Genomic DNA, 23,414 nt, shown 5'->3' with positions numbered 1-23,414 from the left:
TCTCGTTGTGCCTTGAATCATGGTAGCGATGAATCGGGCGCGAGAATCTTCAATTCGCAACTATTTGACGAAAAACTTCCCATGTCCGCCGTTCGCCCATGGGTCGTAGTGCTCTGCAAACTCTGCCCGCTCCTGCACCGAAGGATGGCTGTACGACCAGAACTCCACGAACGCGTTGGGGTTGGGGTCGTCGAGCCACGCTTCGCCGAGGTGATTGAACGAGGACACCGCGGTCTTCTGCGGATCGGGCACCAGCCCGTGCATCGCCTCCTGCCCGTAGATGTCGGCCTCATGCTCATAGTGCCGGCTCACGGCGTTGCCCACCGGCGTCATCAGAAACCCGGCAATTGAAAAGGCGAAGAACAGCGTCAGAAATCCCGCCCGGCTGGCGACCGGGCCGATTTTCCAGCGCTCGCCGAAGCGGCGCACCATGCTCTCCGCCAGGTGCGCGCAGGCCCAGAAGACAAAGAACAGACCAACCACCAATTCGGCCAGCATTGTGGGGATATGGTTGAGGACGTAGTGCCCGCTTTCATGGCCGAAGATGAACATGATTTCGTCGTCCGGCATGCGGTCGGTCGTCGTATCCCACATGACAAAGCGCTTGCTCGATCCGATGCCGGTCACATACGCATTGATGCCGTTAGTCTTCTCGCTGGCCTTCATCAGAAACATGCGGTCCGGCGGGATCGCCGTGCCGGTGCGCGCCACAACTTCTTCGAGCTTGCCCACCAGTGCTGCATGCTTTTTCTCAAGCGGTTCGAATTTGTTGAAGAGCGGGTCGAGCACCATGGGCGCCAGAAACACGGCGATCATGATCAGCGGGATCGAGATCATCCACAGCCACAGCCAGTAGCGGCGCGGCGAAATGCGGACAATCCAGTTAGAGAGGAGCGCGAGGGGCACCCCGATCCCCGATGAAACCGCGAGCCCTTTGCCCTGGTCGGCCAACCACCCCGGCCAGCTTTGTACGCTGATCCTGTAGCGCAGGCTGGCCGCATGCCCCATGGCGTCGAGCGGCAGATTGACCAGGGCAAGGATCGCCAACAGTATTGAGAAGAACAAAACCCCTTGCAGCCAGCGCCGCCGCGTCGTTTCCCGCGCAAATGCGTCTAACCATGCAGCCGCACCGGAAGCCAGCAGCAATCCAAGCACAATCAGGCCCCAGAGCGACCCGGCAAAATCCAGCGACACGCGGATCTTGTTGAGCGCAATGGCCTGGGCAAGTTTGTCCGGCGGCAGCGCGTACGCCTGCTCAGAGTGAGGCTGATTGCGGCTCGCCACGGCTTGCGGCTGACTCTGCGCAGCATTGGCCGTCTGGGCCGCGACAGCAGCGAAAGTGAGCAGAAGAAGAAAAACAGCTACGGTACCTGCGCGCATCGGGCGCCGGACAATTGCCATCAGATTTCCCTCCACAGACGCACGACTTTGAGACAATCAGGTTTACCGATGTTTTCAACTGAAGAAGCACAAACGCTCACCCCCATTGTCTCCCTAAAGAGGCACCCGGTGCTTCGCCGAAGCGGTTTGCGCAGCACGGCTTCTGTTGTTCTTGCCGTCGCCGCCGGCTGCATCGCCGCATCTGCCCAGAACGCGCCGATGTCCATGCACGCCGACACCCGTGGAGCCACCGCTGGCTCCCCAGTCCTGCTCGACACCATGACCGGCGAACTGCAGCGCGCCTTCACGTCGCTGGGTAAGCCCGGGCCTAACCAGAAGGACGCCGACAAGCTGTTGCCGCCCTACTTCCTCAGTTACTCGGTGGCTGACGCGACATCCGTCACTATTCGCGCGGAATATGGCGCCCTGGCCGACAGCACCAACAATCATGTGCGCATCGCCGACGTGCAGGTGCGCATTGGCGACCCCAAACTCGACAACACGCATGGCAATCATCGCGCCTCCGCGGTCAACAGCCTGCCGCTGCCGCTGGGTGACGATCGCGTTGCGCTGGCGCGCACTCTGTGGCTAGCCACCAATGCGGGCTATGGCACCGCGCTTGAAAACTATCTTCGAGTCAAGACGGAAGCCCAGGTACGCGCCAGGGAAGAAGACAACTCGCCCGACTTCAGCAAGGAGTCGCCCCAGGTTTCCGTCTCCCAACCAGCGCCGCCGGTTGTCGTCGACCATACCGCCTGGGAACAACGCGTAAAAGCGCTGAGCCGCGTCTTCCGCGAATATCCCGATGTCTACCAGAATCTCGCCATGCTCACCGTGCAGAACGAGACCGACTACTATGCCTCGTCTGAAGGATCGCGCGTGATTGACTCGCACATGCTGGCGCGCGTGGTGGTGTTCGCCGTAACCCGCGCCGATGACGGCATGGACCTGTTCCGCGCCCAGACCTTCGAAGCTGAAAATGTTGACGGCTTGCCCTCGCAATCGGAGATGGAAGCCGCGGTTCGCGAACTGGGCAAGAGCCTGGAGGCCCTGCGCAAGGCTCCCGTCACCGAGCCGTTCGATGGCCCTGCCATTCTTTCCGGCCGCGCCTCCGCCGTCTTCTTCCATGAAGTGCTGGGCCACCGCCTCGAAGGCCAGCGCCAGCGCGGCGACGAAGAAGGCCAGACGTTTACAAAAGATCTGAACAAAGAGGTCCTGCCGCCGTTCCTCTCCGTCGCCGATGACCCTACCATGACCACCTTCGGCAAAACCTGGCTCAGCGGCACCTACACCTACGACGATGAAGGCGAAAAGGCGCGCCGCGTCGAACTCATCCAGAACGGCGTGCTCAAAACATTCCTCATGTCGCGTTTGCCGATCGCGAGTTTCGCGGCCTCCAACGGCCACGGCCGCGCGCAAACCGGCCGCATGCCCACCGGGCGCCAGGGCAACCTCATCGTCACCTCCACCAAGACCGAGCCCGAAGCCGACCTGCGCACGCAGTTGATTGACGAAGCGAAGAAGCAGGGCAAGGCATACGGCCTTTATTTCGAAGACATCTCCTCAGGCTTTGCTGTCACCACGCGCAGCGCCCCGCAGGCCTTCCAGGTCATCCCGCTCGTTGTCTACCGCGTGTATGCCGATGGCCGCCCCGATGAGCTTGTCCGCGGCGTCAGCATTGTGGGCACGCCGCTTGCCGCCATGAAGCGCATTCTCGCCACCAGCGACAAAAGCGAAGTCTTTAATGGCGAGTGCGGCGCCGAGTCGGGCACCGTTCCGGTCAGCGCCGTCGCCCCGGCCATGCTGGTAAGCGAGATTGAAACGCAACGCCAGCAGCAGGGCACGCAGCGCCCGCCGATCCTGGCCATTCCCGGAGCGCCATCGGCCGGATCGACAAAGGAGGCACAATGAAGCGCACGGGCCCCATCGGAAATCTCTTCGCAGCGGGACTTCTGGCTGCCGCCATCCTCGCACCGCACCGGGCCCCCGCGCAGACCACGCGTGCGGAGGCCGACAAAGATCCCGTACTCAAGGCCATGTTGGAAGAACTCAATCGCAGCATGGCGCATCTGCAGTTGCCCGGCTTCGAGAAGCCCTACTTCATCGAGTACCGGATTGAAGACATCGACGACTATGAGACACGCGCGGCCTACGGCGCCACCGAAGGATCGCAGCACAGCCACGCACGCATCGCGCGCATCAGCGTGCGTGTCGGCGATTACAAGACCGACAACTCCGGCCCCCGCGGTGACGGCGCTCTGCAGCTCACCAGCATCGACGACGATCCCATTGCCTTGCGCTCGGCTCTCTGGACCGGCACCGACCAGGCCTATAAAGCCGCGCTCGCTGCCTACGCGCAAAAGCAGGCCGAGCTCAAGCAGGTGCAGACGCCTCCGCAGGCCGACGACTTCAGCAAGGCGAAGCCCATCCTCTCACTGGCCGAGCCGCTCAAGCTCTCGCTCGACGAATCGGCATGGACCGATCGCGTTGCCCGCGACAGCGGCATCTATCGCAGCGATCCCGCCGTCCGTGCAGTTCAGCGCGATGTGCAGTATTCGACCGCGGCCTTCCACGCGCGCGTTATTACCACTTGGATCGTCTCCAGCGAAGGCGCCATCGTGCGCAAGTCGGCGAGCAGCTACTCCGAGACCTTTGGTGTAGGCACGCAGGCCGACGACGGCATGCGTCTCGATCGGTCTTACGGGACAAGCGGCATAGCGTTGAGCGATCTCGACAGCCCTGACGAATTCAAGAAGCACGTCGTCGCTCTCATCTCATCATTGAGCGATCTTCGCAAAGCTCCTTTGGTTGAAGAGGAGTATCACGGCCCGGTGCTGCTCAGCGCCGACGCCAGCGCCGACACTCTCCACGCGCTGCTTGCCGCAGGTGTGTCCGCCACGCGTCCCAAGCTGGGAACCGAAGCGCGCACCAACGGACCATTTGCATCGAGCTACCACGCGCGCATCATGCCGGAGTTTCTCACCGTGATCGACGACCCCGCGCTAAAGACCTGGGACGGCAAGGATCTCGTCGGCGCCTACTCCGTGGATGATGAAGCGGTCCCGGCGCAAACGGTGAAGCTGGTTGCCGACGGCCACCTCGAGAACTACCTCATTGGCCGGACACCGGTGCGCGACTTTCCCGAATCGAACGGCCACGCCCGCGCCGGCGTCACCGGCCCCCCGCACCCCGTCATCGGCGTCATGAAGGTCACGGCGCAGCAGGGACTCAGCGATGAGGAATTGAATCGCAAGCTGATTCAACTCGGCAAGGATCGCGGCCTCAAGAGCGTGTACTTTGTCGAAACCCTCGGCGCCGAAGCGACACCGCGCCTGCTCTACCGGATCGACATGGAGGGCAAGCGCACCCTGGTCCGCGGAGCCGTGCTCGATGACCTCGACCAGCGCGCGCTGCGTGCAGGCGTCGAGGCCGCCGGCAAGAATCTCTGGGTGGCCAACTACGCCTCCGACATTCCGGAAACCGTACTGGCTCCGGCGCTGCTGTTCGACGACGTCACGGTTAAGCGCGCCAACGAGACCAACGACAAGCTGCCGTACTATCCCCCGCCGGATTGAGTCCGAATTCTCAGTGTCATCCTGAACGAAGCGTTTTGGGGGACCCATGGACCCGCGTCCTGGGGGTAGGCGGAGTGAAGGATCTGCTTACCATCTGCACAGGATCGTGTAGAGAATGCAACGGCGGCCAGCACCGAACCACGCCGAGATTGCGCTGATGACCGATCTACATTACTCTTTTTCGATACCACCAATCGGGAATGGAGCAGCCATATGAGGAAAGCGGCGCTATTTTTCTGGATGACTCTTTTGAGTTTTCTTGCCAGCGTATTGAATTCCAGTGCGGCGCCACTGCCATGTGTACAGCCCGGCAAGGCGAGATGGCCCGTGAAAATCAGCCTTCCGGCCGGCGCTCCCACGACCAGGATGACCCTGGCAGATGCGCTCAGCGATGACAAACTCCCCCCGCTCCAGGACGTAAAAACGAATGACCCGCGTTATCGGACCAGTCGTATCAACGATCAACCGGTGAAGGAAAATAAGCTCGTAACCATCTCGGGATGGCTGTACCTCGTGGCTTTTGAAGCGGATGATTGTGACTTTCATATTCAACTCAGCCCGCAGCCACACACGATCTCCAATCCTCCCACCACCGATGACAACTGCATCATCGTGGAAGTTCCTTCAGGTGAGTACGCCACAGAGATATCGGCTCAGGTGGAGGGAGTGCGGGATTGGGTAGTGCTCAAACTGCTTCACAATACCGAACCCAAAATCGGCAGTGTCCATGTAATGAAGAACCCAGTGTATGTGACCGTAACGGGCGCGCTGTTCTACGACGACGATCACGAATACAAGCCTGATCACACGACTGGCCGCGGAAAGAAAGGCATGGCATCGAAGACGCTCTGGGAGGTGCATCCAGTCATCTCTATCGCCTTCGCGCCAAAACCAGCCCAGTAATACACTCCAGGGACCTTCACCGCTACTCGAGTTAGCGAAGCCAGCTTCAGAATGCTGCCGAGTCGGGTCGGTGATCTTGTTGTCTACAAATGCGTCCACGTGCAAGATGCATTTATTGCATCGCGTGCGCGAGGAATCATGTGATACTGTCGCTCGAATCCCGCGAATCTCATGCAGATGACAGGGAGGACAATATGCCGCGTCGAATCCGTGTCGGCGAAAGAGCTCAGATCGGCGGCGTCATCTGCATGCTCATCGGCATCCTGCTTCGCTGGCTTGGACCGCATCCGGTTCCGGAAGTGCCCATCAATCCACACCAGTTTGCCTACGTGATCCTCGGCATGGGAATGTGCATGCTTATCGGCGGAACTTTGGCACGGTGGTTCGTTCGCAACTAACAATTTCTAACGAACAGCGGAAGCGGGTGCCACCTGACCCGGTTCCACCGGAATCTCCAGCGATCCGGTCTTCCCGCCGCCCCAATCGTAGACGCCGGTCACGAGATTCACATTTTCATCAGGCAGATCCAGCTGCATGTGGACCGGAATTCCGGACTTTTGCATCGCTTCAAATTCCGCCGGTCGCAGGTCCATACCCAGTGTGACTCTGTCCCAGTTCACAGGATTGCCATCGCGGTCATAGGCCATCAGCCCAACTTCAATCTTTCCGTCGTGCTCGCCCTTTGAGTCCATCTGAAGTGCCACGTCCGCCAGACGAACAAAGAAGTCCACGCTGTAGCGGACCGTTGCCCCGCCAAGCTTCGAGTTCTGTCCCGCGCGAGCAGCGCCGGACGGCGGTTGAGTCGTCATCGGCGTCACGTGCACGCCATACAGAATTCCCGTTGCGCCGGGCATTCCGAGCTTCATCACCGGGGCCATCGGATCTATTCCCGCTGTCGTCTCAGCCAGCGAACCAGCATTGGCGTTATATCCGTGGCGATATGCCAGCGTGTAATGACCCTTCTTGAGATGGATTTCGATGTCGCGATAGGTACCGTCCATCTTCGCGTTGCTGGGGGAATAGCTCAGCGTGTAGTAGTGGGCGCCGTCGTTGATTGCGCGTTTCAATGCGCCGTTCAGATCGTTGGTATTGAAGTAAGCTTTGCCGCCGGTAGAGGAGGCGAGTTGCTGCATGGCCGCCATCGTGTTTGCACGATCCGCAGCGCCACCCATCAATGGCGTCATCGTGCCGTTGCTCATCGGGCCATCGTCCAGATTGCCGAAATGACCATTGACTTCCGCTGCACCAGGAGCTGCGCTGTCGGCTTCGCCCACGTGTTCCACCATCATCCCTTGCGCGCCCACTGGATAGATCGAGATCTGGGAAGCGGTGAACATATCCGCGGTCGTTTTGACCTGCTTCAGGTAGCCACGCATATTGGGGGATTTTTCGATGGTCGCACGCTGCGCAATGCTGGGAAAGAGTACGACGGGAAATGAACTCGAAAACCAGATGAGATTCTTGCGGCCAGGAATGCCCGCCAGATAAAGCGCAAGATGATCGAGCGCCTCGAATGTCATCGAAACTCTGGTTCCCAAATCAAAGGAACTCTGGTCGGCCAGCGCGTCTCTGAGGTATCCAACGCCAAAGGACTGCATCATGGTCAAGCGTTCCAAATCCGCCGCGTTGTCGGCGCCGTCGCCTCGATCCGCCGACCGCTTTACGGGCGCTGCACCTTTCTGCTTGTCGTTCAATGCGGCAAGCAGCACTGCGGTATCCGTCGTGAACCCCTGCACATAACGCAGCTTTGATCCCAGCGCAAAAATCGCGATCCGCGTCCCCGGTTGCATCTTCTTCAGGAAGTCGACGATCTCACTGTGGACATACGCCTGATCCTGCTGCGGTGTGTTCAACGTATCGAGCAGAAGCACGTTGACCGAATCTCCCACAGGGGCGAGCGGGGCATTCGTGTAAGTGCCCGGCGGCAGAGTCGGCAACGGTCGTGGCTCTTCACTCGCCGAAGATGTTGCTGTGTGCTCTTCGAGGAAATCAATGGCTTGCGGCTTGCCGTCCTCCTTCACCTCGAAGTCCTGTTTGGTAAGACCTTCCACGGGGTCGCCATTGCTCTTGGTCACCACAACGTCGACAATCACGTCGCGCGCATTGGTGCGGTAAACGGGCATGTCGTTAAGCAACGACTCCTGCTCCGCAGCCTGCACACCGGTCGCGGCGGTCGAGGGCGTCGCAGGAGTTGTCACGGCTCCCGCCGAAGGATTGTCCGCAGCGGTCGCCTGATCCGAGGCAACCGAAGAAGCCGGCGCGTTCGCAGCGGGAGAAGCGATCGAAGGATTCGCATCGGAGCTTGCGGGGGACGCAGCCTCTGCACTGCATGGTGGTGGAGTGTTTGCGGCGGTTGTAGCGGCTGGCGGAGAAAGGTTTGCCCCCTCGGTTTGCGTCGAGCCATCGTCGCTCGGAACCGGAGCAGGCTGGCTCTCCAATTTCGCAGCTTCACTGTCCGTCAGTATGGTCGCATCCGATCGGAAGACGTGATAGTTCTCGAAAAGCACATCGTTCAGCGACGTCTTGAGCCACTTCCCCTCCTGAAGCAGGGGACAGTCCCCCTCGACCACCTGTACAGTATGCGCCAGCGAAGAACTCACGCTCCTCACGGGAAGAAAATAAGATTTGCCGCCGATAGTGACCTGACCGTATTCCACTTCAATGCCGGACTTGACGGTGAATTCATCCGGCTTCATGTCCGCCTGCAGCATCAGGCGCAGAATCGATCCGCTCGCTGAATCGATAACCATTTCGCCGTGATAGGCGACCACCTCGCTAAAGGTCTGAGGAGTGGTGGAGCAAGGGTTTGGTTCGTTGGGAACAGAATCGTACGTAATGGTGTAGTGAGATTTTTCCTTTGGGACGGCAAAACTGAAAACCGCCAGCAGTCCGCCTTGGCCCTGTTCCCAGTGGCTCCACGATAGTTTGCTCCGGGCTGCATCCACAATCACAGTGCCGAGTATTGGTCCAAACACTCCGGAGGTATTCAGCGTTCGCGTCCGCGGGTCCAGCTTGCTTTTCTCCACAACCTCGCGGCCGTCCCGGAAAGTCACCGTGACCGCCGAGTGGCCCACCAAATGAATCGGCAGGTACATGGTAGAAGCAGCGCCGCCATGAGCAGTAAATGCGGCCGGCTTGTCTTCAAAGCTGGTGGTAACGCGCGTGGCAAAAAGATTCGGCAACTGGTGAACCGTCTGCGAAATGTATTGCACAGTCAGTGCCATGATCTTGCGCTGTGCGGCAAGGTCCGGGGTGGACTGGTTAGGAATTTCCGCTGCGGGAGGTTCAAGAAAGGCCGACGTATCTGCCAGGATCAAGAGCGCCTGCCGCGCCTTCTCTCCGTGCAGGCTTGCCTCAAGGCGATCAAACCGGACTCTGCTCAAACGTTCGGTCAATTCGAGATCCGACAACTTCTGCGCGACCTCCGCATCGGGCAAGCCCTGAGCTGCCGCAAGCGTCCGCTCCAACTCGTCAACCGTAACCCGCTTTGCCCCAAATGCCGGAAGCATGAATCCGGCAAAGGCAAGCAAAAGTGCCAGCTTGCGCATCCCAACCTCTTTAGAAAGCCTTGCCACTTTTTCTTGGATAACCAAGGACCAATCAAGGTTCAGCGAATCTTTGACGGATTGGGCATTGCTATTCCCCCACGAATGTCTCGTTTCGCGTGGAAATCCGGCTGTCTCTTCAATCCAGCCGCGTCAGATAGGCCACGCCCTCGTCCGGCTCTAAGCGCCGCGCCATCTCTTCGGCTTGCTCGCGGTCGTCGCCTTCAGGGCGGATGCGCACCCAGTAACTGCGTTCGCCCGAAAACTCGATTACGCGCGAGCCCGCATAGTCGCGCAGTAATTTTTCCTTGAACCTGATTGCCTTGCTCGCGCTCGTGAACGGCCCGATCTGCACGCACCAGCGTCCGCCCACGTCCATTGGCTTGGGTGTCCCGTACACGTCCACGCGCACCCGGCCCGACCCCGGCCAGATACCGATCGACTGCGCCGACGCCTTGGTCAAGTCCAGAATTGCATTCGGGACAAAGGGGCCGCGGTCGCTGATCCGCATCGCCGAGGCCTGCCGCGTCCTGAGATTGGTGACTACGATCAGCGATCCCATCGGCAACGTACGATGCGCGGCCGTCAAAGCTCCATCGCTGAACACCTGGCCGTTGGCGGCCTTACGTCCCTTGTAGGGAGCGGTGTACCACGTGGCTTGCCCTTCTTCGCTGTAAATCGGCCGATGGCTAAGGATGAATTCCTTGTCCTCGGCGCTGATGCCTCCCTCAGGAACAGGCGTAATTGGGATGCCGCCCGTGCTTGGCCGTGGCGCGGGAGCCGGATACGAAGGCGTGTTGTACACCGGCGGAGCGGTCGCTGTTGGCGGCACTGGCTGCGGCTGCCGCTTGTGTCCGCAGGCAGTTATCCCGACGGCGGCCATCGACAGCACTGCGAGCCATGCGGCCCGACGCGCGTTCGCGCATTGACCATCCGTCATCAGGTCCGGGGACCCTGCTGGTGTGATTTATCCATGCGATCCGCGAGATTGCGCAGCGTGTCCGACACTTTGCGCATCGCTACAATCGATTCGGAGCGAACCTGCGGAATCACCGCGTCGTTCACATACTCGATCGCGTGGCGCAGTTCCATCTCGATCAGTTCCATGGCTTCTTCGATGCGGTGGCCCACGCCGGGGCCCGGAGGAGGTGGGGGGGGTGGAGGAGGATAGGAACTCATAGCAGCAAACCTCACTTTCTAGTCTCGATGCCGCCCTTGCCCGCGTCAATGCCGCGAGCAGCTTTGCGTAACTGCGCCGTGCCTCACACAACAACAGGCGCAGCAGCCCGATCGAGCGCCAATCGCCAATTCTTTCGAGGTTCCCAAGTTACTTTTTCTGAGTATTTTGCGTCCGACATACTAGAACAATCGCGGTCCTTGGGATCAAGAGGAGCTTGGAGCCGGTTGGGTCTCCGTGGTCTACGAATCAGCACCAGAAAAGTTCCATTACGCAAGGATTTACTCTTTGATGACCCGTTCTTTGAGCACCTGCTCTTTCGGGGATGACGCGAATCGCCTGCACTGCCACATTGCAGATCGCTGCAGGCCGGCACGCCGACTCCGCTTCTTCCGGGCTGTGGTGCTTGCGTCACTCCTGGTTCCGGCAACCACCAAGGCCTCGGCACAAACACATCCCGTGAGCCCCGCCTCTTCCCTGCCCGAAGCGCCGCTCCCTGCGATCAAGCACGCGAATGCAAAGAGGGGCCCATGCCGCCTGATTCCCAAGAGCGAGTCGGCCGGCATTGCTCTCACCGAAACCGGCTCCGGCTTCATCGCAGCGGTTGCCGGCTTTGCTCCCCCTGAACCGACAGCGCCAACCTCGGCAGGCGAAACGTCAGCCCAGGTGGCCGCGCCCCCCGAACTGCCTCCATGCCCCCCGCAGCCCCTGATCAACTTCTACCAGCGCTTCATCAACGGGCCCGAAGTCAAACCCCTCTCCCCCAAGGAAAAGGCCCGGCTCGCAGTCAAGAACCTGCTCGATCCCTTCAACGCTGTCACCATTTTGGGCAACGCCGCCATCGCTGTCGGGTCAGACTCGCATTCCGACTACGGACCCGGAATGCACGGCTTCGCAAAAGTCGTCGGCGTCAGCTACAGCGAAGATATGACCGGCGAGTTCTTCGGCACATTCCTCATTCCGTCAATCGTTCACCAGGATCCGCACTACCACCGCATGCCGCAAGCCACCGTCAAGCGCCGGATTTTCCACGCCGTTGCCCAGGTCTTCTGGACGCAAGGCGATAACGGCAAGGGCATGCTGAACTATGCAGACCTCGTCGGCTTCCCCATCGATTTGGAGATTGCCAACCTCTACGTCCCTGGCGAAAAGACGAATCTGCCCTCCACCGCGAGACGCTATGCCTTCGGGCTCGCCGTTGCCCCCACAGACAACTTCATCACCGAATTCCTGCCCGATCTGGCCCGTCGCATCCACGTCCGCATCGTCCTGGTGCAGGAGATCATCAACCAGGTTGCTCACACCGAGCCCGCGGGAGCGCCTTAGAATGCGGGAATCTGCCGGGTAAACCATTGCACCTTCAAGCCTTTGCAGGACCCCAGCCAATCCTCGTGCCGAACCCCATTCGAACCCCTCCAATCGCCATTCACCCCCCCATATCCCCGTTCGCTGCACCCCGGTTGGATTGACGGGCCCTCCTCATTACTCTTGTACTGAGTTTTCAGGTTCCGGCGGTACCGTGGCCGAACCCCATCGAAAGTCCAGCGCATTCTTTCTTAAGGAGATCGCACCAATATGTCCAAAGCGATGAAGTACGCCGAGAAAACCGCGGTATACGCGGCAAAGGGCGCGTGGGTGGTCTATGAGCGGTTGAACCGCATCAGCCCCAACGCGTCGTTTACCCCCAAATGGAGCGATAAGCCACTCCTGAAGAGCTATCAGAAAGAGAAGCCCCCGCTGGGCTGGCCCCGTACGACAGACTCGCTCTGCCCCAAGTGCGTCCCCGAGATTCGCAAGCAGATTCTGGATGGCAAGCTGCCCCATGAAGTGCTGCTCAATGAGAAGGTCGGCGAAATCAAGGCCCAGATCATCGAGCGCGACGGCAAGATCCTGATGGTGAAGGACTGCCCCAAGCACGGCCACTTCGAAGACGTGATGTCGATCGACCCCGCCTTCTTCAAGCACCTCGAAGAGAGCTTCCCTGGCCGCGACATTCGCGCCCACGGCAAGGGCGACGAGAAGCTCCACAACCACGGCACCTCGACCGTCACCCATGGCCGCGGCTCGGTGCTCACCATCGACCTCACCAACCGCTGCAACATGATGTGCGACCCGTGCTTCATGGACGCCAACCAGGTCGGCTTCGTCCACGAACTTACGTGGGACGAAATCAAGACCATGCTCGACAACGCCATCACGATGAAACCCAAGCGGCAGATGAGCGTTCAGTTCTCCGGTGGCGAGCCCACGTTGTCGCCTTACTTCCTTGACGCGGTCGCCTACTCGCGCAAGGTTGGCTACAACTCGGTGCAGGCTGCTTCGAACGGGATTGAATTTGCGAAGTCGAAAGAGCTGTGCCGCGCCGCTGCCGAAGCCGGTCTGCGCTACGTCTATCTTCAGTTCGACGGTATCGGCAACGCTGCCAACTCGCACCGCAAGGTCGGCAACCTGTTCGATGTAAAGCTGCAGGCCATCAACAATCTGCATGAAGCCGGCGTCGACATCGTCCCGGTGACGACCATTATCAACGGCATCAACAACGAGCAAGTCGGCCGCATTATCGAGTTTGCACTCGACAATCCGAAGAAGATCAGCTTCCTGAGCTTCCAGCCTGTTTCGTTCACCGGCCGCGACGAGGACATCAGCGAAGAGCGCCGTCTGGCGCAGCGCTACACGCTCTCGCACATGGCGCACGACGTCAAGAATCAGGTTGGTCTCGGCGTTCCCGAGCGCGACTGGTTCCCCATCTCGTTCATGTCCACCTTCTCTGACTGGGCCGATCTGGTACACGGGCCGACAGCAGAGTGGGGACAGCTTTCCTGCGGATGCCACCCCAACTGCGGCATCGGCATGGCGCTGATGATCGACAAGGAAACCAAGGAAGCGGCGCCCGTCACCGCCTTCCTGCACATGGACCAGGTTGCCAAGGATCTGGCCAAGGTCAACGATGCGGCACGCGGCAAGTGGATGTCGGTACTCGGATTCGGACTCGCGCTGCTGCGCAACTACGATCCCTTCCAGGCACCCACCCATTTCAAGATCACCGACATGCTGCAAAAGATGGACAAGACCTTCAACGCCACCGGACGCGATTACGGCTCGGTCAAGGGTGACCGCACCATGAAGGACATTGAGAAGCGCCGGTCGGATAGATGGAATTTCCTCTTCATCGCCGGCATGTGGTTCCAGGACCTGTTCAATTACGACTTCCGCCGCACTGAGCAATGCATCATTCCCTACGCCACGCAGGAAGGCGAAATCAGCTTCTGCGCGTACAACACCGGCGTGGGCTGGCGCAACATCATCGAGAAGATGCACATGACCGCGACTCTGACCAAGTGGTACGAAGAGCACGGCCGTCACGAAATCTTCGCCGGTGGCAAAAAGGTGGGCATGAACTACGTGGGCCACGAGCTCAAGCTCAACATGGAGCACGTGAACTCTGAAGCCAACCACACCCTCGACAACCTCGGCATCGCCAAGAACGCTCGCGAAGAAAAAATTCGCGCCCGCGATACCAAGATCAAGTCGGACGCGGAAAACGCCAAGATGGCCAAGCTTTATCGCGAGCACGTGCTTGGCGAAAAGCCGGTCGAGGGCCTCGTAAGCCTCGACTCCATCCGCCCCGCCTCAAACAACGCCGCCTCGCCCATCAACCGGCACACGGAAAAAGAGCCCGTAGCCGGCGATTAATCAGTATCTTCCTGGGGAGGTAGTTCTGAACCTCTGAACCTTGGTTCTTTCACCAGAAAGGCCGTCCTGCTTGGGACGGCCTTTCTGCATATCAGCAACTCTTACCGCAGCGAATTTATCCCGAGCAAGCCGCTCTTCTCCGGCCGTCTGCCGGACCCAGGCGACGCCTCCAGCAACGCAATCCGTTGGCCTACCTCCTCGGCTTCGGCGTTGCTTCCGGTCTGCGCCAACACGCTCCGATACTGCATCAACGCCGCGATGTACGTCGGATGCCCCCATCCCAGTGCTTGCTGCATCTCGTCAATGCCGCGCTTCATCAACACAGGCGCCTTCATCGAGCTTCCTGACTTCCAGTACGTGTTGCCCAACAGGAAATCCAGAAGTCCCACCGGCATGCTATTGGCCTCGTAATTCGCGTGCGCAATACGCAGAGCTCGATTCAGCTCAGGGATCGCGCCTGGGCAGTCTTCGCGTGCGCACCTGATCAACGACAAATCAACCAGCGCCGACATCTTCTCTTCCGGCGTCGCCTCAACCGCTCGATCGCGCGGACTCTCTGGAACCAGCAGGCTCACTGCCATCCCCGCATCGGTATCCGCGCCGGCTATATCGTGTCTCCCATAGGCAAGCAACGCCAGGTGCATATAGCTCGTTCCAATCGCGACCTCATTTTGCGCATCTTCGCGGATAGCCAGCGCCTTCCTTTCCAGCGGCTCAGCCTTTGCGAATTTCCCCCGCTCCACGTACATGGTGCCCATGCGATCGAGTGCGTCGGCATAAAGGTCGCGATCCTTTGCCTTCAAGAGATGAACTGCCTTCTCAAATGCTCGTTCCGCATCGTCGTAGCGCGCCGCATCCTGGTCGAGCACTGCGAGCTTCAGCCATGCGGTTCCATCTGTCTTGCCTTCCTTCGACGTGACCGCAATCTCCTGCTCTCGTATCTGGCCCGCGAACGGCGTATTGCGCTGCGCCATGCCGGTCATGCTCGCCACCACGATGCCTGTCACCGCCACCGTCAACATCCTCTTCTCAGTACGCATTCGCAGGTCTCCTTCTGTGCCGAGAGTAGGCCGGAAGCGCCTGTCACTCCTATGTCAAGGGGCCTAATCGATCTTTGCCGGGGTGAATCGTCCGGCGCATGGGGCGAATCGTAATCGTGCTCTTCTCGCTTTAAGAATCGCTGTTCCATCCCGGCACAGAGGCTCTATAACCAACAGAAGGGAGATTCGATGACCTTCTCGCTGCAGATTCCGTTTCGCGATGGAGCCGCTAACCGTAGCTGGCTGCATCAGTATCTGCGACAGCTGCCACTCTCCCTTCTGTGCTGGACAGGCATTGTCCTTCTCGAGAGCAGTCAGGTATTCGTCTCTGACGCGGCGCGAGGCTACACCCTGCCTACCGCCCATTACGTCGCCTGGGCTACCTTTAACTGGTACGTTTTTGCGCTCGTCTCGCCGATCATCTACGAGCTTGGCTTGCGCTACCCCATCGTCGGTCGCGATTGGACTCTTCGAATCTTCTTCCCGCATGCGCTCGTTTGTATCGTTTGCCTCACGACGCAAGCGTTCTGCCGCGGCTTCGCTGGATCGATCTACTCCATCCACAACGAAACCAATTTTGAATTGCGAGGCTTGCCCTTCGCTCTCACGGGCGAATGGTTTGATCGCCGCGGCCTGGTCGGTGCTGTCTCCTACTGGGTCATTGTCATCATTGCCGCATTTGCGCACCTGCGCGAGCAGGTCCGTCAAAGAGAACTGCGTGAAGCCCAACTCGAATCCCGCCTCGCCTCCGCGGAGCTCGAAAAGCTGCGCATGCAGATCCATCCCCACTTCCTCTTCAACACCCTGCAGGCTGCCATCACGCTTGTGCAGGACGATCCCCGAGCCGCAGAAGATGTCCTGCTTCGCCTCAGCGAACTTCTACGCATCTCCATCGACCAGATTGAGTCCAACGAAATCCCCCTCGCCCGCGAACTCGAATTCCTCGATCTCTACACCGGCATCCAGCAGCGGCGGTTCGGCGACCGGCTTTCGGTTGAAACCCATTCCGACACCGACACTCTCAATCTGCTTGTGCCGCCGCTCATTCTTCAGCCGCTGGTCGAAAATGCGATCCGCCACGGAATCGGCAAGCACAAAGGTTCAGATTGCGTCGAAATTTTCGTGCAGAAGCGGAATGAGGAACTTCACATCGAGGTGTGGAACTCGAACAGCGTGGTCGAAGGTGCCACCGAGCAACTCTTTCTCCGCGGCGTAGGGCTGCGCAACACCCGCGCACGCCTTGAGCAACTTTACGGTGCCAGCGGTCAGTTGTTCTTCCGTCCGCTCGCCAAGGGAGGTGCCGGAGTCGTCATTACTCTACCTGCGCGTAAATCGGAAGAAGCGCAGCCGCAACCTGCACCGGAGGTTGCTGGATAATCATGCGCGCCCTCATTGTCGATGACGAACCGCTCGCGCGCACGGCCCTGCTCCGCCTGCTCAAGCGAGAGCGCGACATCACCATCGTCGGACAATGCGGTGACGGCGAGTCGGCTGTCGACGCCATCCGGCAGGCCAGCCCCGACCTCGTCTTTCTCGATGTACAGATGCCCGAGATGGACGGGTTTCAGGTCGCCGAAGCCATTGGCGCCGAGCGTATGCCCGTCACGATCTTTATCACGGCCTTCGATCGCTATGCTATCCGAGCCTTTGACTCCAACGCCGTTGATTATCTATTGAAGCCCTTCGCACCCGATCGCCTCGCCCGTGCCCTTACGCGAGCCCGCGAACGCTGCCTCGGCCGCCAGGATAAGGATGCAGCCCAGCGTCTGTTTGCCTTGCTCGATACGCGACTGCAGTCTGACTACGCACAGCGCCTCACCGTCGCCCACGGAGGACGCATCATCTTCGTCCCTGTCGCCGATATCGATTGGATCCAGGCCGAGGGCAACTACGCCCGTCTGCACGTCTCGCGCAAGATTTTCGATGTGCGCGAAACCCTGCAGGCCCTGATGGAGAAGCTCGATCCCCGCGAGTTCATTCGCATTCACCGCTCCACCATCGTCAACGTGCGCCGCATCCGCGAGGTCCAGCCCTGGTTTCAAGGCAGCCACATTGTCGTGCTGCAAAGCGGCGAAGAACTGCGCATGTCCCGCTATCAACGCGACGCCGTCGACCGCCTGCTCGGCAAATAATGCGCCGGCCCGGCGTTCCTAAAACTTCGCGCACGAAAAGGCCGTCCCGCATGGGACGGCCTCGGCAATCCACGCGATCGACACTCGCTACATCGGCGAACAACCTCCGGCGATCGAAGGAATAATCGAGAGCGTGTCATTGGGGGATACTTCGGAATTCTCCTTCTGTGGCAGGTAGCGCACATCTTCGTCGTTCAGATACAGATTCACAAAGGACCGCAGCTTGCCCTCGCCGGTAAACAGATGCTTGCGCAGTTCAGGATAGGTTCCGGTGAGCGCATCCAGCGCATCGGCGATCGTTCCCGCGCTGATTTCAATGGCATCCTTGCCGTCCGCATAGGTTCGCAGCGGCGTTGGAATAAAAATCGTCATGCGATTGGGTCCTCGTTGAGTAGTCACTTCTTCGTCTCCTCGAAATCCTGTGAAGTCATAAGCAGGCTAGGGCTCAATTTCGATCCCCTGGTCTTCAAACCGTTTCTCTTCTTCGTTCTCACCGGCAAGCAGAAATGAATTCGTCACCGTCGCCTTGCCCTGGGCTACCGACGTGATCACGTATGAACATCCCAGCCAATGCGCTTCGGCGAAATCTGTCGGTGACCACTGCGCTGGATGATCGGGATGCGAGTGATAGAAACCGGCAATCTCCAGCCCCTTATCGCGCGCGCTCCGCTGAATGTGAACCAGCTCGATAGGAGCGATGTGGTAGCGGTTGTGCGCCGAATCGGTTCGCGTATTGCCGGCCCGGATCGACTCCATCACGTGCCACCCCTTCGCATCGGGCCGCCCCAGCAGCGCCCCGCAACACTCGTGCGGATACGTCTCCTCTCCATGAGCACGGAACGCATCGTAGACAGCCTGCGGCACCATCAGCGTGCTCATGCCTCCTCCCAGAAGCGCTCACTCATGTACTTCTCCGCCGAATCCGGCAACACCGTGACGATGGTTGCCGCACGGCCTTCCGCCGCTTCTTCTTCGGCAATGCGCTCGCATGCCACCACCGCGGCCGCCGCGGAGATACCCACCAGCAATCCGGCTTCGCGCGCGAGCCGCTTGACCATGGCATACGCGGCCTCTGTCTCAACCTCCACATTTCGATCCGCCAACGAGGGGTCGTAGATCGCGGGAACGAGCGCGGTCGCCATGTGCTTCAATCCTTCGAGACCATTGAACGGCGAATCGGGTTGAACACTCACCGCTTGAATCTCCTTGTTCAGTTCCTTCAGCCTTCGCACCGTTCCCACAAATGTTCCGCTCGTGCCGAGTCCCGCCACAAAGTGCGTAAGGGTTCCGCCACTCTGCCGCCAGATCTCCGGCCCGGTCGTGTCGTAATGCGCTCTCCAATTCTGGGGATTCGAGTACTGATCCATGTAGCAATATTTGTCAGGATCGTTCTGGGCCATCTCCCGAGCCCGGCGGATAGCTCCATCCGATCCCTGGTCCGGATCGGTCCACTCCACCTCGGCGCCGTAGGCTTTCAGAATCCGTTTGCGCTCCGGCGATACGTTCGACGGCATTGCCAGCAGGACCGGAAAACTGAGCGCCGCTCCGAGCATCGCAAAAGCGATCCCCGTGTTGCCGCTCGTCGCATCCAGCAGAGTCTTGCCCTTGCGGAGCGAGCCGTCGGCAAGCGCCTTGCGCACCATCGCCGCCGCGGCCCTGTCCTTCACGCTTCCGCCCGGGTTCATCCACTCCGCTTTCGCCAGCAGCGTCACTTCAGGCAGTCGACGAACCACGCCGTCGAGTCGAATCAGCGGCGTGTTGCCAATGCGCTCCATCAACACGGAGCCATGGCGCCGTTCCATCCGGCTCAGCCATTTCGTCTCTGCGATCGAAGTCACCACCGCGTTTTCTCCCGAAACAGAATCTCCTACTGCGGCTGCGCCGCGGTGCGTAGATAAGGCTTCACCGTTTTGTAGCCGGGGAACTGTTTGTCAGCCTGTTCGTTCGAAACCGAGCCCGCAATAATCACGTCGTCACCCTGCTTCCAGTTCGCAGGAGTTGAAACCGGGTGCTTCGCCGTGAGCTGGATCGAATCGAGAACACGAATAATCTCATCGAAGTTCCGCCCCGTCGTCATCGGATAGGACAGCGTCAGCTTGATGCGCTTGTCCGGCCCGATCACGAATACCGTACGCACCGGTGCATTCAGCGCAGGCGTCCGGCCTTCGCACGAGTCACCGGCATCCGCCGCGAGCATGTCGTAGAGCTTCGCAATCTTCAGTTCCGGATCGCCGATGATCGGATAATTCACGTCATGACCGCCGACATCCTTGATGTCCGACGCCCATTTGCTGTGACTTGCAACCGGGTCAACGCTAAGGCCGATCACTTTCGCCCCACGTTGGGCAAACTGCTTTTCGAGGGCGGCCACCGCGCCCAGCTCTGTCGTACACACCGGGGTAAAGTCCTTGGGATGAGAAAAGAGCACGGCCCAGCCGTCGCCGATCCATTCGTGGAAGTGAATGGCGCCTTGCGTGGTCTCTGCTGTGAAATCAGGTGCAACGTCGTTAATGCGAAGAGACATTTGGATTCTTCTTTCGTTGAGAATTCTTAGCAGTTTGAGCCGGCCGCAAAATCAAAAAACCCACTCGCAATCAATGCGGGTGGGTCATGAGATGCAGCTGAAACTAGTTCAGTTCTCTCTGACACAGACCCGCATGCTGCACCGACAACAGCAAGCAACGCGGGTTGGAGAGAATGCCTTCATAGTTCGGGGAGCGACGTCAAACCTTGCTAACTATCTGCAGGCTAGTGCGTTCCATCAGTCCATGTCAACAGCCGAGCGCCTGATCGATTTCATTTGAGCGCAAACCAAACATATACAACACTCAGATGATCCAGGCCGGTCTTTCGATGCGCAACTCCGTAATCTTTCAGTCACCGATATGGATTCGCGTGGTTCAGCGGCGACCGGAATCGTCGCAAACGCAGTGAGCACGGCAGCGCCTGGCACGGGTTCACCTGCGATTTCTCAGTGAGTATCTGTCCGTGCCCCTCCGCTGACAATTGATAATAAAAACCTTACGAGCAAGCATTTATGCCCCGCGAGCGCTCCATGGCTCACACTGCTGACAATTCACGCGCTCACCTTCAATTCATCTGCCGTCCACAGCTTCCGGGACTATGATGTGGCACGGAGTTGAATTATGTCTCAATACCTCTACCACTGCCAGGACTGCGACAAGGAATTCACCCAGAACCTTCACATCTCCGACGTCGAGAAGGCTGAAATCAAGTGTCCAAACTGCGGCGGCAAGCGCGTGCACCAGTTGGTGGCGGCTTTCTCCGCGGTAACCGCAAAGAAGAGCTAGGCCGGCAAACTCTCCTGCTTCAGGGCAGATCTCGGCGCCGCCGGGAATGCTGTGTCATCGCACCGGTGCGTAATACCCCGTCTGCTTGCGGATGGTTACCGGCCGTGACGGCGCATCCAGCTCAACCTGGTGAAATGTGCCGTCGTGCTTCACCTCCGGCGGTTTGAAAATCAGGCGATATTGGCTGCGCAGGTCGGTCTCCACGATCCGCACATCGTCGGCAATCTGCGTATCTCCGTCCTCTCCGTGAAACACGCGCCCACCCGTCTTCGCGGCAACTTCAGCCAGCGTGGCCGGTCCCGTAGACATCGCCTCTGGCGCATCAAATCGAAATGCGTATACCGCGGCATTCGTTTTTTGACACTCGTCGATCGCGAGTTTCATGTCACCGCGGCTTGCATTGTCCACGCCGTCTGAAAACAGCACGATGACATTCCGGCTCAGCGGGCCTTCCGAGTGTCCGAATTCGTTCAGACAAGCGCGGTACAGCGCGTCGAACAAAGCCGTGCCGCGCAAAGACGCCTCCGCGTGAGAGGCAACCCGATGGTTGCGGATCGCTACTTCCAGCGTTCGCACATCGTTCGTCCATTCCTGTGCGACCGGCGACAACCCGGCAAAGTCCATGGCAAAACCGCGATCGGGAGGTTGGCGGACGAGACTGCGCACAATATCTATCGCAACGCTTTGACTGCGCTCCCGGCTTGATTCCATCGATTCGCTTGAATCCAGCAGGATCCCGACGCGAACAGGTGCATCTTTGACGGAATCAAGTTCAACAATGCGGCGCACTGGTGCCCCGCCATCGAACAATCTCAAATCGGAGATCTTTAGATCGTCGACAGTTCGCCCCTCATCGTCTAGCGCCTGAAATGTCAAGCTGACCTCATCGACTGGCAGCTTCAGGGTGTAGGTCGGCTGGTCCTGCTGCGAAGCCGCAGATTGCCCTGCCGCTCCCGCAGCCCACGCGAACAGCACCAAAAGCGGCAGAGCAATTCCGATGGCGAGGTGCGCATTCAACGTCGCCCTCACAGACCCCTCGCTCCTGCCGGCAGCCTTCGCAGCAGGCGGATTCTGCAGATATGACACAGGCGCAGCAGCATCTGCAGAATCCTTTCATGGCTTGCTTGTGGGATCGCGCAGAGAAACAGTGGCCTGATTGTAGCAGCGCGCCGGAACAACAAGCTCGAACTTCAGTCAGGCCGCGATCGCCCGATTTCCGCTCTTCGCCATTGCGGCTTCCGGCTGCTATCCTCGGCGAGAAATGAAAATGCGTCTGATCATCTTCCCCTTGCTGGCTATTTCGTTTACCTCCGTCCTGCTCGCCCAAACCGCACCATCGCTCTCTCCCAAAGAGAACGCCATCGTGACCTACATCGACGCGAACGAGCAGGCCTCCAATGACCTGCTCGAAAAACTCGTCAACATCAATAGCGGCACGCACAACCTTGAAGGCGTGCGGGCTGTCGCCGACATCATGAAGGCCCAATTGGCCGATTTCGGCTTCAACGTCCAATGGTTTCCGATGGACGAGATCAAGCCCGCCGGCGTACTCGTCGCCGAACATCCGTGCCCCGAGCCAGGCAAGTGCGGCAAGCGCATGCTGCTCATCGGTCACATGGACACCGTGTTCGAGAAGACCAGCCCGTTCCAGACCTACAGCGTCAACGGCAGCATCGGCCCCGGCCCCGGCGTCAACGACATGAAGGGCGGCCTCGTCATCATGCTCTACGCGCTGAAAGCCATGCAGGCCGCCGGCGTGCTCAAACAGACCGAAATCACCGTGGTGCTCAGTGGCGATGAAGAGGCGCATGGCGAGCCCGTCGGCATCTCGCGGCGCGACATGATCGCAGCCGCCCATCACAGCGACGTCGCCCTGGAGTTCGAAGGCACCCCGCGCCTGGACGGTGTCTTCTATGGCAGCGTGAGCCGCCGCAGCGCCATCACCTGGCACATCAACACCACGGGAGAAACCGGCCACTCCTCCGGCATCTTCTCCGTGCGCATGGGCTTTGGCGCCATCTATGAGCTCACCCGCATCCTCGATACATTTCGCACCCAGCTTCCGGAAGAGAATCTCACATTCAACATCGGCATGATCGTCGGCGGCACCAGCGTTCACGTGGATGAGTCTGGCAACAACGCCGCCGCCACCGGCAAAGACAACGTCATCCCACCCGTGGCCTACGCAAGCGGCGACATTCGCACCCTCTCAAACCAGCAGACCGCTCGCGTGGAAAAGAAGATGCAGGAGATCGTTGCGAATCATCTCCCCCACACCGGCGCGACGATCACCTTCGGGGAAGCCTATCCCGCCATGGCGCCCACCGCCGAAAGCCGCGCGCTCCTGGCTATCCTTAATCAGCAAAACCGAAGCCTCGGCTTCAAACAGATGCCCGAGCTCGATCCCATGAAGCGCGGCGCCGGAGACATCGCCTTCGTCGCCGATCTTCTCCCGGGTTTGGCCGGAATCGGTGCCACCGGCGAAGGCGCGCATGCTCCCGGCGAGACGATCGATCTATCCGCGCAGCCCATCAACACCAAGCGCGATGCCCTGCTGATGTACCGTCTCAGCCAGATCGACCAGAACACAGATCTCACCAAGGTCGCAGCGAAATAATTCCATGAGAGCTGTTTCTAACTGCGTACATGAAGACGGCG

The 23,414-nt window shown here is 59.6% G+C and carries 20 protein-coding genes; 10 read left to right on the top strand and 10 right to left on the bottom strand.

All coding sequences use genetic code 11. The features are described 5' to 3' along the window. Positions 1-60 precede the first annotated feature (60 nt). A complete protein-coding gene (locus tag WCA10_RS10590; protein WP_472822484.1) occupies positions 61-1,401 on the bottom strand; it encodes a M48 family metallopeptidase in 1,341 nt (446 codons plus the stop codon). Between the two features lie 108 nt (positions 1,402-1,509). On the opposite strand from WCA10_RS10590, the gene WCA10_RS10585 reads away from it, so the two are divergent. From WCA10_RS10585 to WCA10_RS10570, 4 genes are all read left to right on the top strand, one after another. After that, positions 1,510-3,291 (top strand): TldD/PmbA family protein, encoded by a 1,782-nt coding sequence (locus WCA10_RS10585; protein ID WP_472822483.1) that lies wholly within the window; start codon positions 1,510-1,512, stop codon positions 3,289-3,291. Continuing rightward, a complete protein-coding gene (locus WCA10_RS10580) occupies positions 3,288-4,955 on the top strand; it encodes a metallopeptidase TldD-related protein (RefSeq protein ID WP_472822482.1) in 1,668 nt (555 codons plus the stop codon). The genes WCA10_RS10585 and WCA10_RS10580 overlap by 4 nt, the downstream gene beginning before the upstream one ends. Before the next feature lie 327 nt (positions 4,956-5,282). Next, positions 5,283-5,858, top strand: a complete 576-nt coding sequence (locus tag WCA10_RS10575) for a hypothetical protein (RefSeq protein ID WP_472822481.1) — start codon at positions 5,283-5,285, stop codon at positions 5,856-5,858. A 194-nt stretch (positions 5,859-6,052) separates the two neighbouring features. Continuing rightward, positions 6,053-6,256, top strand: a complete 204-nt coding sequence (locus WCA10_RS10570; RefSeq protein ID WP_472822480.1) for a hypothetical protein — start codon at positions 6,053-6,055, stop codon at positions 6,254-6,256. A gap of 6 nt (positions 6,257-6,262) precedes the next feature. Here the strand turns inward: WCA10_RS10570 and WCA10_RS10565 are convergent, their stop codons facing one another. The 3 genes from WCA10_RS10565 to WCA10_RS10555 form a co-directional block, all read right to left on the bottom strand. Beyond that, positions 6,263-9,406 (bottom strand): VWA domain-containing protein, encoded by a 3,144-nt coding sequence (locus WCA10_RS10565; RefSeq protein ID WP_472822479.1) that lies wholly within the window; start codon positions 9,404-9,406, stop codon positions 6,263-6,265. A 136-nt stretch (positions 9,407-9,542) separates the two neighbouring features. Continuing rightward, positions 9,543-10,343, bottom strand: a complete 801-nt coding sequence (locus WCA10_RS10560) for a septal ring lytic transglycosylase RlpA family protein (RefSeq protein ID WP_472822478.1) — start codon at positions 10,341-10,343, stop codon at positions 9,543-9,545. Further along, on the bottom strand, positions 10,343-10,582 hold the full coding sequence (locus WCA10_RS10555) for a hypothetical protein (protein WP_472822477.1): 240 nt from the start codon (positions 10,580-10,582) through the stop codon (positions 10,343-10,345). Before WCA10_RS10555 ends, WCA10_RS10560 begins: the two co-directional genes overlap by 1 nt. Before the next feature lie 289 nt (positions 10,583-10,871). Between WCA10_RS10555 and WCA10_RS10550 the strand changes: the two genes are divergently transcribed. Then, on the top strand, positions 10,872-11,906 hold the full coding sequence (locus WCA10_RS10550) for a hypothetical protein (RefSeq protein ID WP_472822476.1): 1,035 nt from the start codon (positions 10,872-10,874) through the stop codon (positions 11,904-11,906). A 249-nt stretch (positions 11,907-12,155) separates the two neighbouring features. Continuing rightward, positions 12,156-14,273 (top strand): radical SAM protein, encoded by a 2,118-nt coding sequence (locus WCA10_RS10545; RefSeq protein WP_472822475.1) that lies wholly within the window; start codon positions 12,156-12,158, stop codon positions 14,271-14,273. A 101-nt stretch (positions 14,274-14,374) separates the two neighbouring features. On the opposite strand, the gene WCA10_RS10540 is transcribed toward WCA10_RS10545, so the two are convergent. Continuing rightward, positions 14,375-15,313, bottom strand: coding sequence for a tetratricopeptide repeat protein (locus tag WCA10_RS10540; RefSeq protein ID WP_472822474.1), 939 nt, complete (start codon positions 15,311-15,313; stop codon positions 14,375-14,377). A gap of 189 nt (positions 15,314-15,502) precedes the next feature. On the opposite strand from WCA10_RS10540, the gene WCA10_RS10535 reads away from it, so the two are divergent. Further along, positions 15,503-16,690, top strand: coding sequence for a sensor histidine kinase (locus tag WCA10_RS10535; protein WP_472822473.1), 1,188 nt, complete (start codon positions 15,503-15,505; stop codon positions 16,688-16,690). 2 nt (positions 16,691-16,692) lie between these two features. Then, positions 16,693-17,445: a LytR/AlgR family response regulator transcription factor gene (locus tag WCA10_RS10530; RefSeq protein WP_472822472.1), complete on the top strand. Its 753-nt coding sequence runs from the start codon at positions 16,693-16,695 to the stop codon at positions 17,443-17,445. Positions 17,446-17,532: 87 nt separating this feature from the next. Here WCA10_RS10530 and WCA10_RS10525 read toward each other — a convergent pair whose 3' ends face one another. The 4 genes from WCA10_RS10525 to WCA10_RS10510 are packed head-to-tail and all read right to left on the bottom strand — an operon-like array spanning position 17,533 to position 19,969. Then, complete coding sequence (locus WCA10_RS10525; protein WP_472822471.1) at positions 17,533-17,844, bottom strand: MoaD/ThiS family protein; 312 nt, start codon at positions 17,842-17,844, stop codon at positions 17,533-17,535. Between the two features lie 39 nt (positions 17,845-17,883). Continuing rightward, a complete protein-coding gene (locus tag WCA10_RS10520) occupies positions 17,884-18,324 on the bottom strand; it encodes a M67 family metallopeptidase (protein WP_472822470.1) in 441 nt (146 codons plus the stop codon). Beyond that, entirely contained in the window at positions 18,321-19,283 is a 963-nt protein-coding gene (locus WCA10_RS10515) for a PLP-dependent cysteine synthase family protein (RefSeq protein WP_472822469.1), read from the bottom strand. Before WCA10_RS10515 ends, WCA10_RS10520 begins: the two co-directional genes overlap by 4 nt. Positions 19,284-19,312: 29 nt before the next feature. Then, the gene (locus tag WCA10_RS10510; protein WP_472822468.1) at positions 19,313-19,969 is read right to left on the bottom strand and encodes a peroxiredoxin; all 657 of its coding nucleotides are present in this window, start codon (positions 19,967-19,969) and stop codon (positions 19,313-19,315) included. 622 nt (positions 19,970-20,591) lie between these two features. On the opposite strand from WCA10_RS10510, the gene WCA10_RS10505 reads away from it, so the two are divergent. Continuing rightward, on the top strand, positions 20,592-20,756 hold the full coding sequence (locus tag WCA10_RS10505) for an FmdB family zinc ribbon protein (RefSeq protein WP_472822467.1): 165 nt from the start codon (positions 20,592-20,594) through the stop codon (positions 20,754-20,756). A gap of 54 nt (positions 20,757-20,810) precedes the next feature. On the opposite strand, the gene WCA10_RS10500 is transcribed toward WCA10_RS10505, so the two are convergent. Next, on the bottom strand, positions 20,811-21,785 hold the full coding sequence (locus tag WCA10_RS10500) for a VWA domain-containing protein (protein WP_472822466.1): 975 nt from the start codon (positions 21,783-21,785) through the stop codon (positions 20,811-20,813). Between the two features lie 238 nt (positions 21,786-22,023). Here WCA10_RS10500 and WCA10_RS10495 point away from each other — a divergent pair, with 238 nt between their 5' ends. Then, complete coding sequence (locus WCA10_RS10495) at positions 22,024-23,373, top strand: M20/M25/M40 family metallo-hydrolase (RefSeq protein WP_472822465.1); 1,350 nt, start codon at positions 22,024-22,026, stop codon at positions 23,371-23,373. Positions 23,374-23,414: the final 41 nt, after the last annotated feature.

The sequence above is a fragment of the Occallatibacter sp. genome (assembly GCF_049582745.1).
Lineage (GTDB): Bacteria > Acidobacteriota > Terriglobia > Terriglobales > Acidobacteriaceae > Telmatobacter.
The sequence above is the reverse complement of the archived record's forward strand: the minus strand, read 5'-3'. Positions and strand labels throughout refer to the sequence as shown.

Bases quoted from the DNA above. Each gene is read 5' to 3' on its own strand.
- WCA10_RS10505 (WP_472822467.1), top strand. From the start codon at position 20,592: ATGTCTCAATACCTCTACCACTGCCAGGACTGCGACAAGGAATTCACC.
- WCA10_RS10560 (WP_472822478.1), bottom strand. From the start codon at position 10,343: ATGACGGATGGTCAATGCGCGAACGCGCGTCGGGCCGCATGGCTCGCA.
- WCA10_RS10570 (WP_472822480.1), top strand. From the start codon at position 6,053: ATGCCGCGTCGAATCCGTGTCGGCGAAAGAGCTCAGATCGGCGGCGTC.
- WCA10_RS10530 (WP_472822472.1), top strand. From the start codon at position 16,693: ATGCGCGCCCTCATTGTCGATGACGAACCGCTCGCGCGCACGGCCCTG.
- WCA10_RS10545 (WP_472822475.1), top strand. From the start codon at position 12,156: ATGTCCAAAGCGATGAAGTACGCCGAGAAAACCGCGGTATACGCGGCA.
- WCA10_RS10495 (WP_472822465.1), top strand. From the start codon at position 22,024: ATGCGTCTGATCATCTTCCCCTTGCTGGCTATTTCGTTTACCTCCGTC.
- WCA10_RS10555 (WP_472822477.1), bottom strand. From the start codon at position 10,582: ATGAGTTCCTATCCTCCTCCACCCCCCCCACCTCCTCCGGGCCCCGGC.
- WCA10_RS10590 (WP_472822484.1), bottom strand. From the start codon at position 1,401: ATGGCAATTGTCCGGCGCCCGATGCGCGCAGGTACCGTAGCTGTTTTT.
- WCA10_RS10510 (WP_472822468.1), bottom strand. From the start codon at position 19,969: ATGTCTCTTCGCATTAACGACGTTGCACCTGATTTCACAGCAGAGACC.
- WCA10_RS10535 (WP_472822473.1), top strand. From the start codon at position 15,503: ATGACCTTCTCGCTGCAGATTCCGTTTCGCGATGGAGCCGCTAACCGT.
- WCA10_RS10565 (WP_472822479.1), bottom strand. From the start codon at position 9,406: ATGCGCAAGCTGGCACTTTTGCTTGCCTTTGCCGGATTCATGCTTCCG.
- WCA10_RS10580 (WP_472822482.1), top strand. From the start codon at position 3,288: ATGAAGCGCACGGGCCCCATCGGAAATCTCTTCGCAGCGGGACTTCTG.
- WCA10_RS10520 (WP_472822470.1), bottom strand. From the start codon at position 18,324: ATGAGCACGCTGATGGTGCCGCAGGCTGTCTACGATGCGTTCCGTGCT.
- WCA10_RS10550 (WP_472822476.1), top strand. From the start codon at position 10,872: ATGACCCGTTCTTTGAGCACCTGCTCTTTCGGGGATGACGCGAATCGC.
- WCA10_RS10540 (WP_472822474.1), bottom strand. From the start codon at position 15,313: ATGCGTACTGAGAAGAGGATGTTGACGGTGGCGGTGACAGGCATCGTG.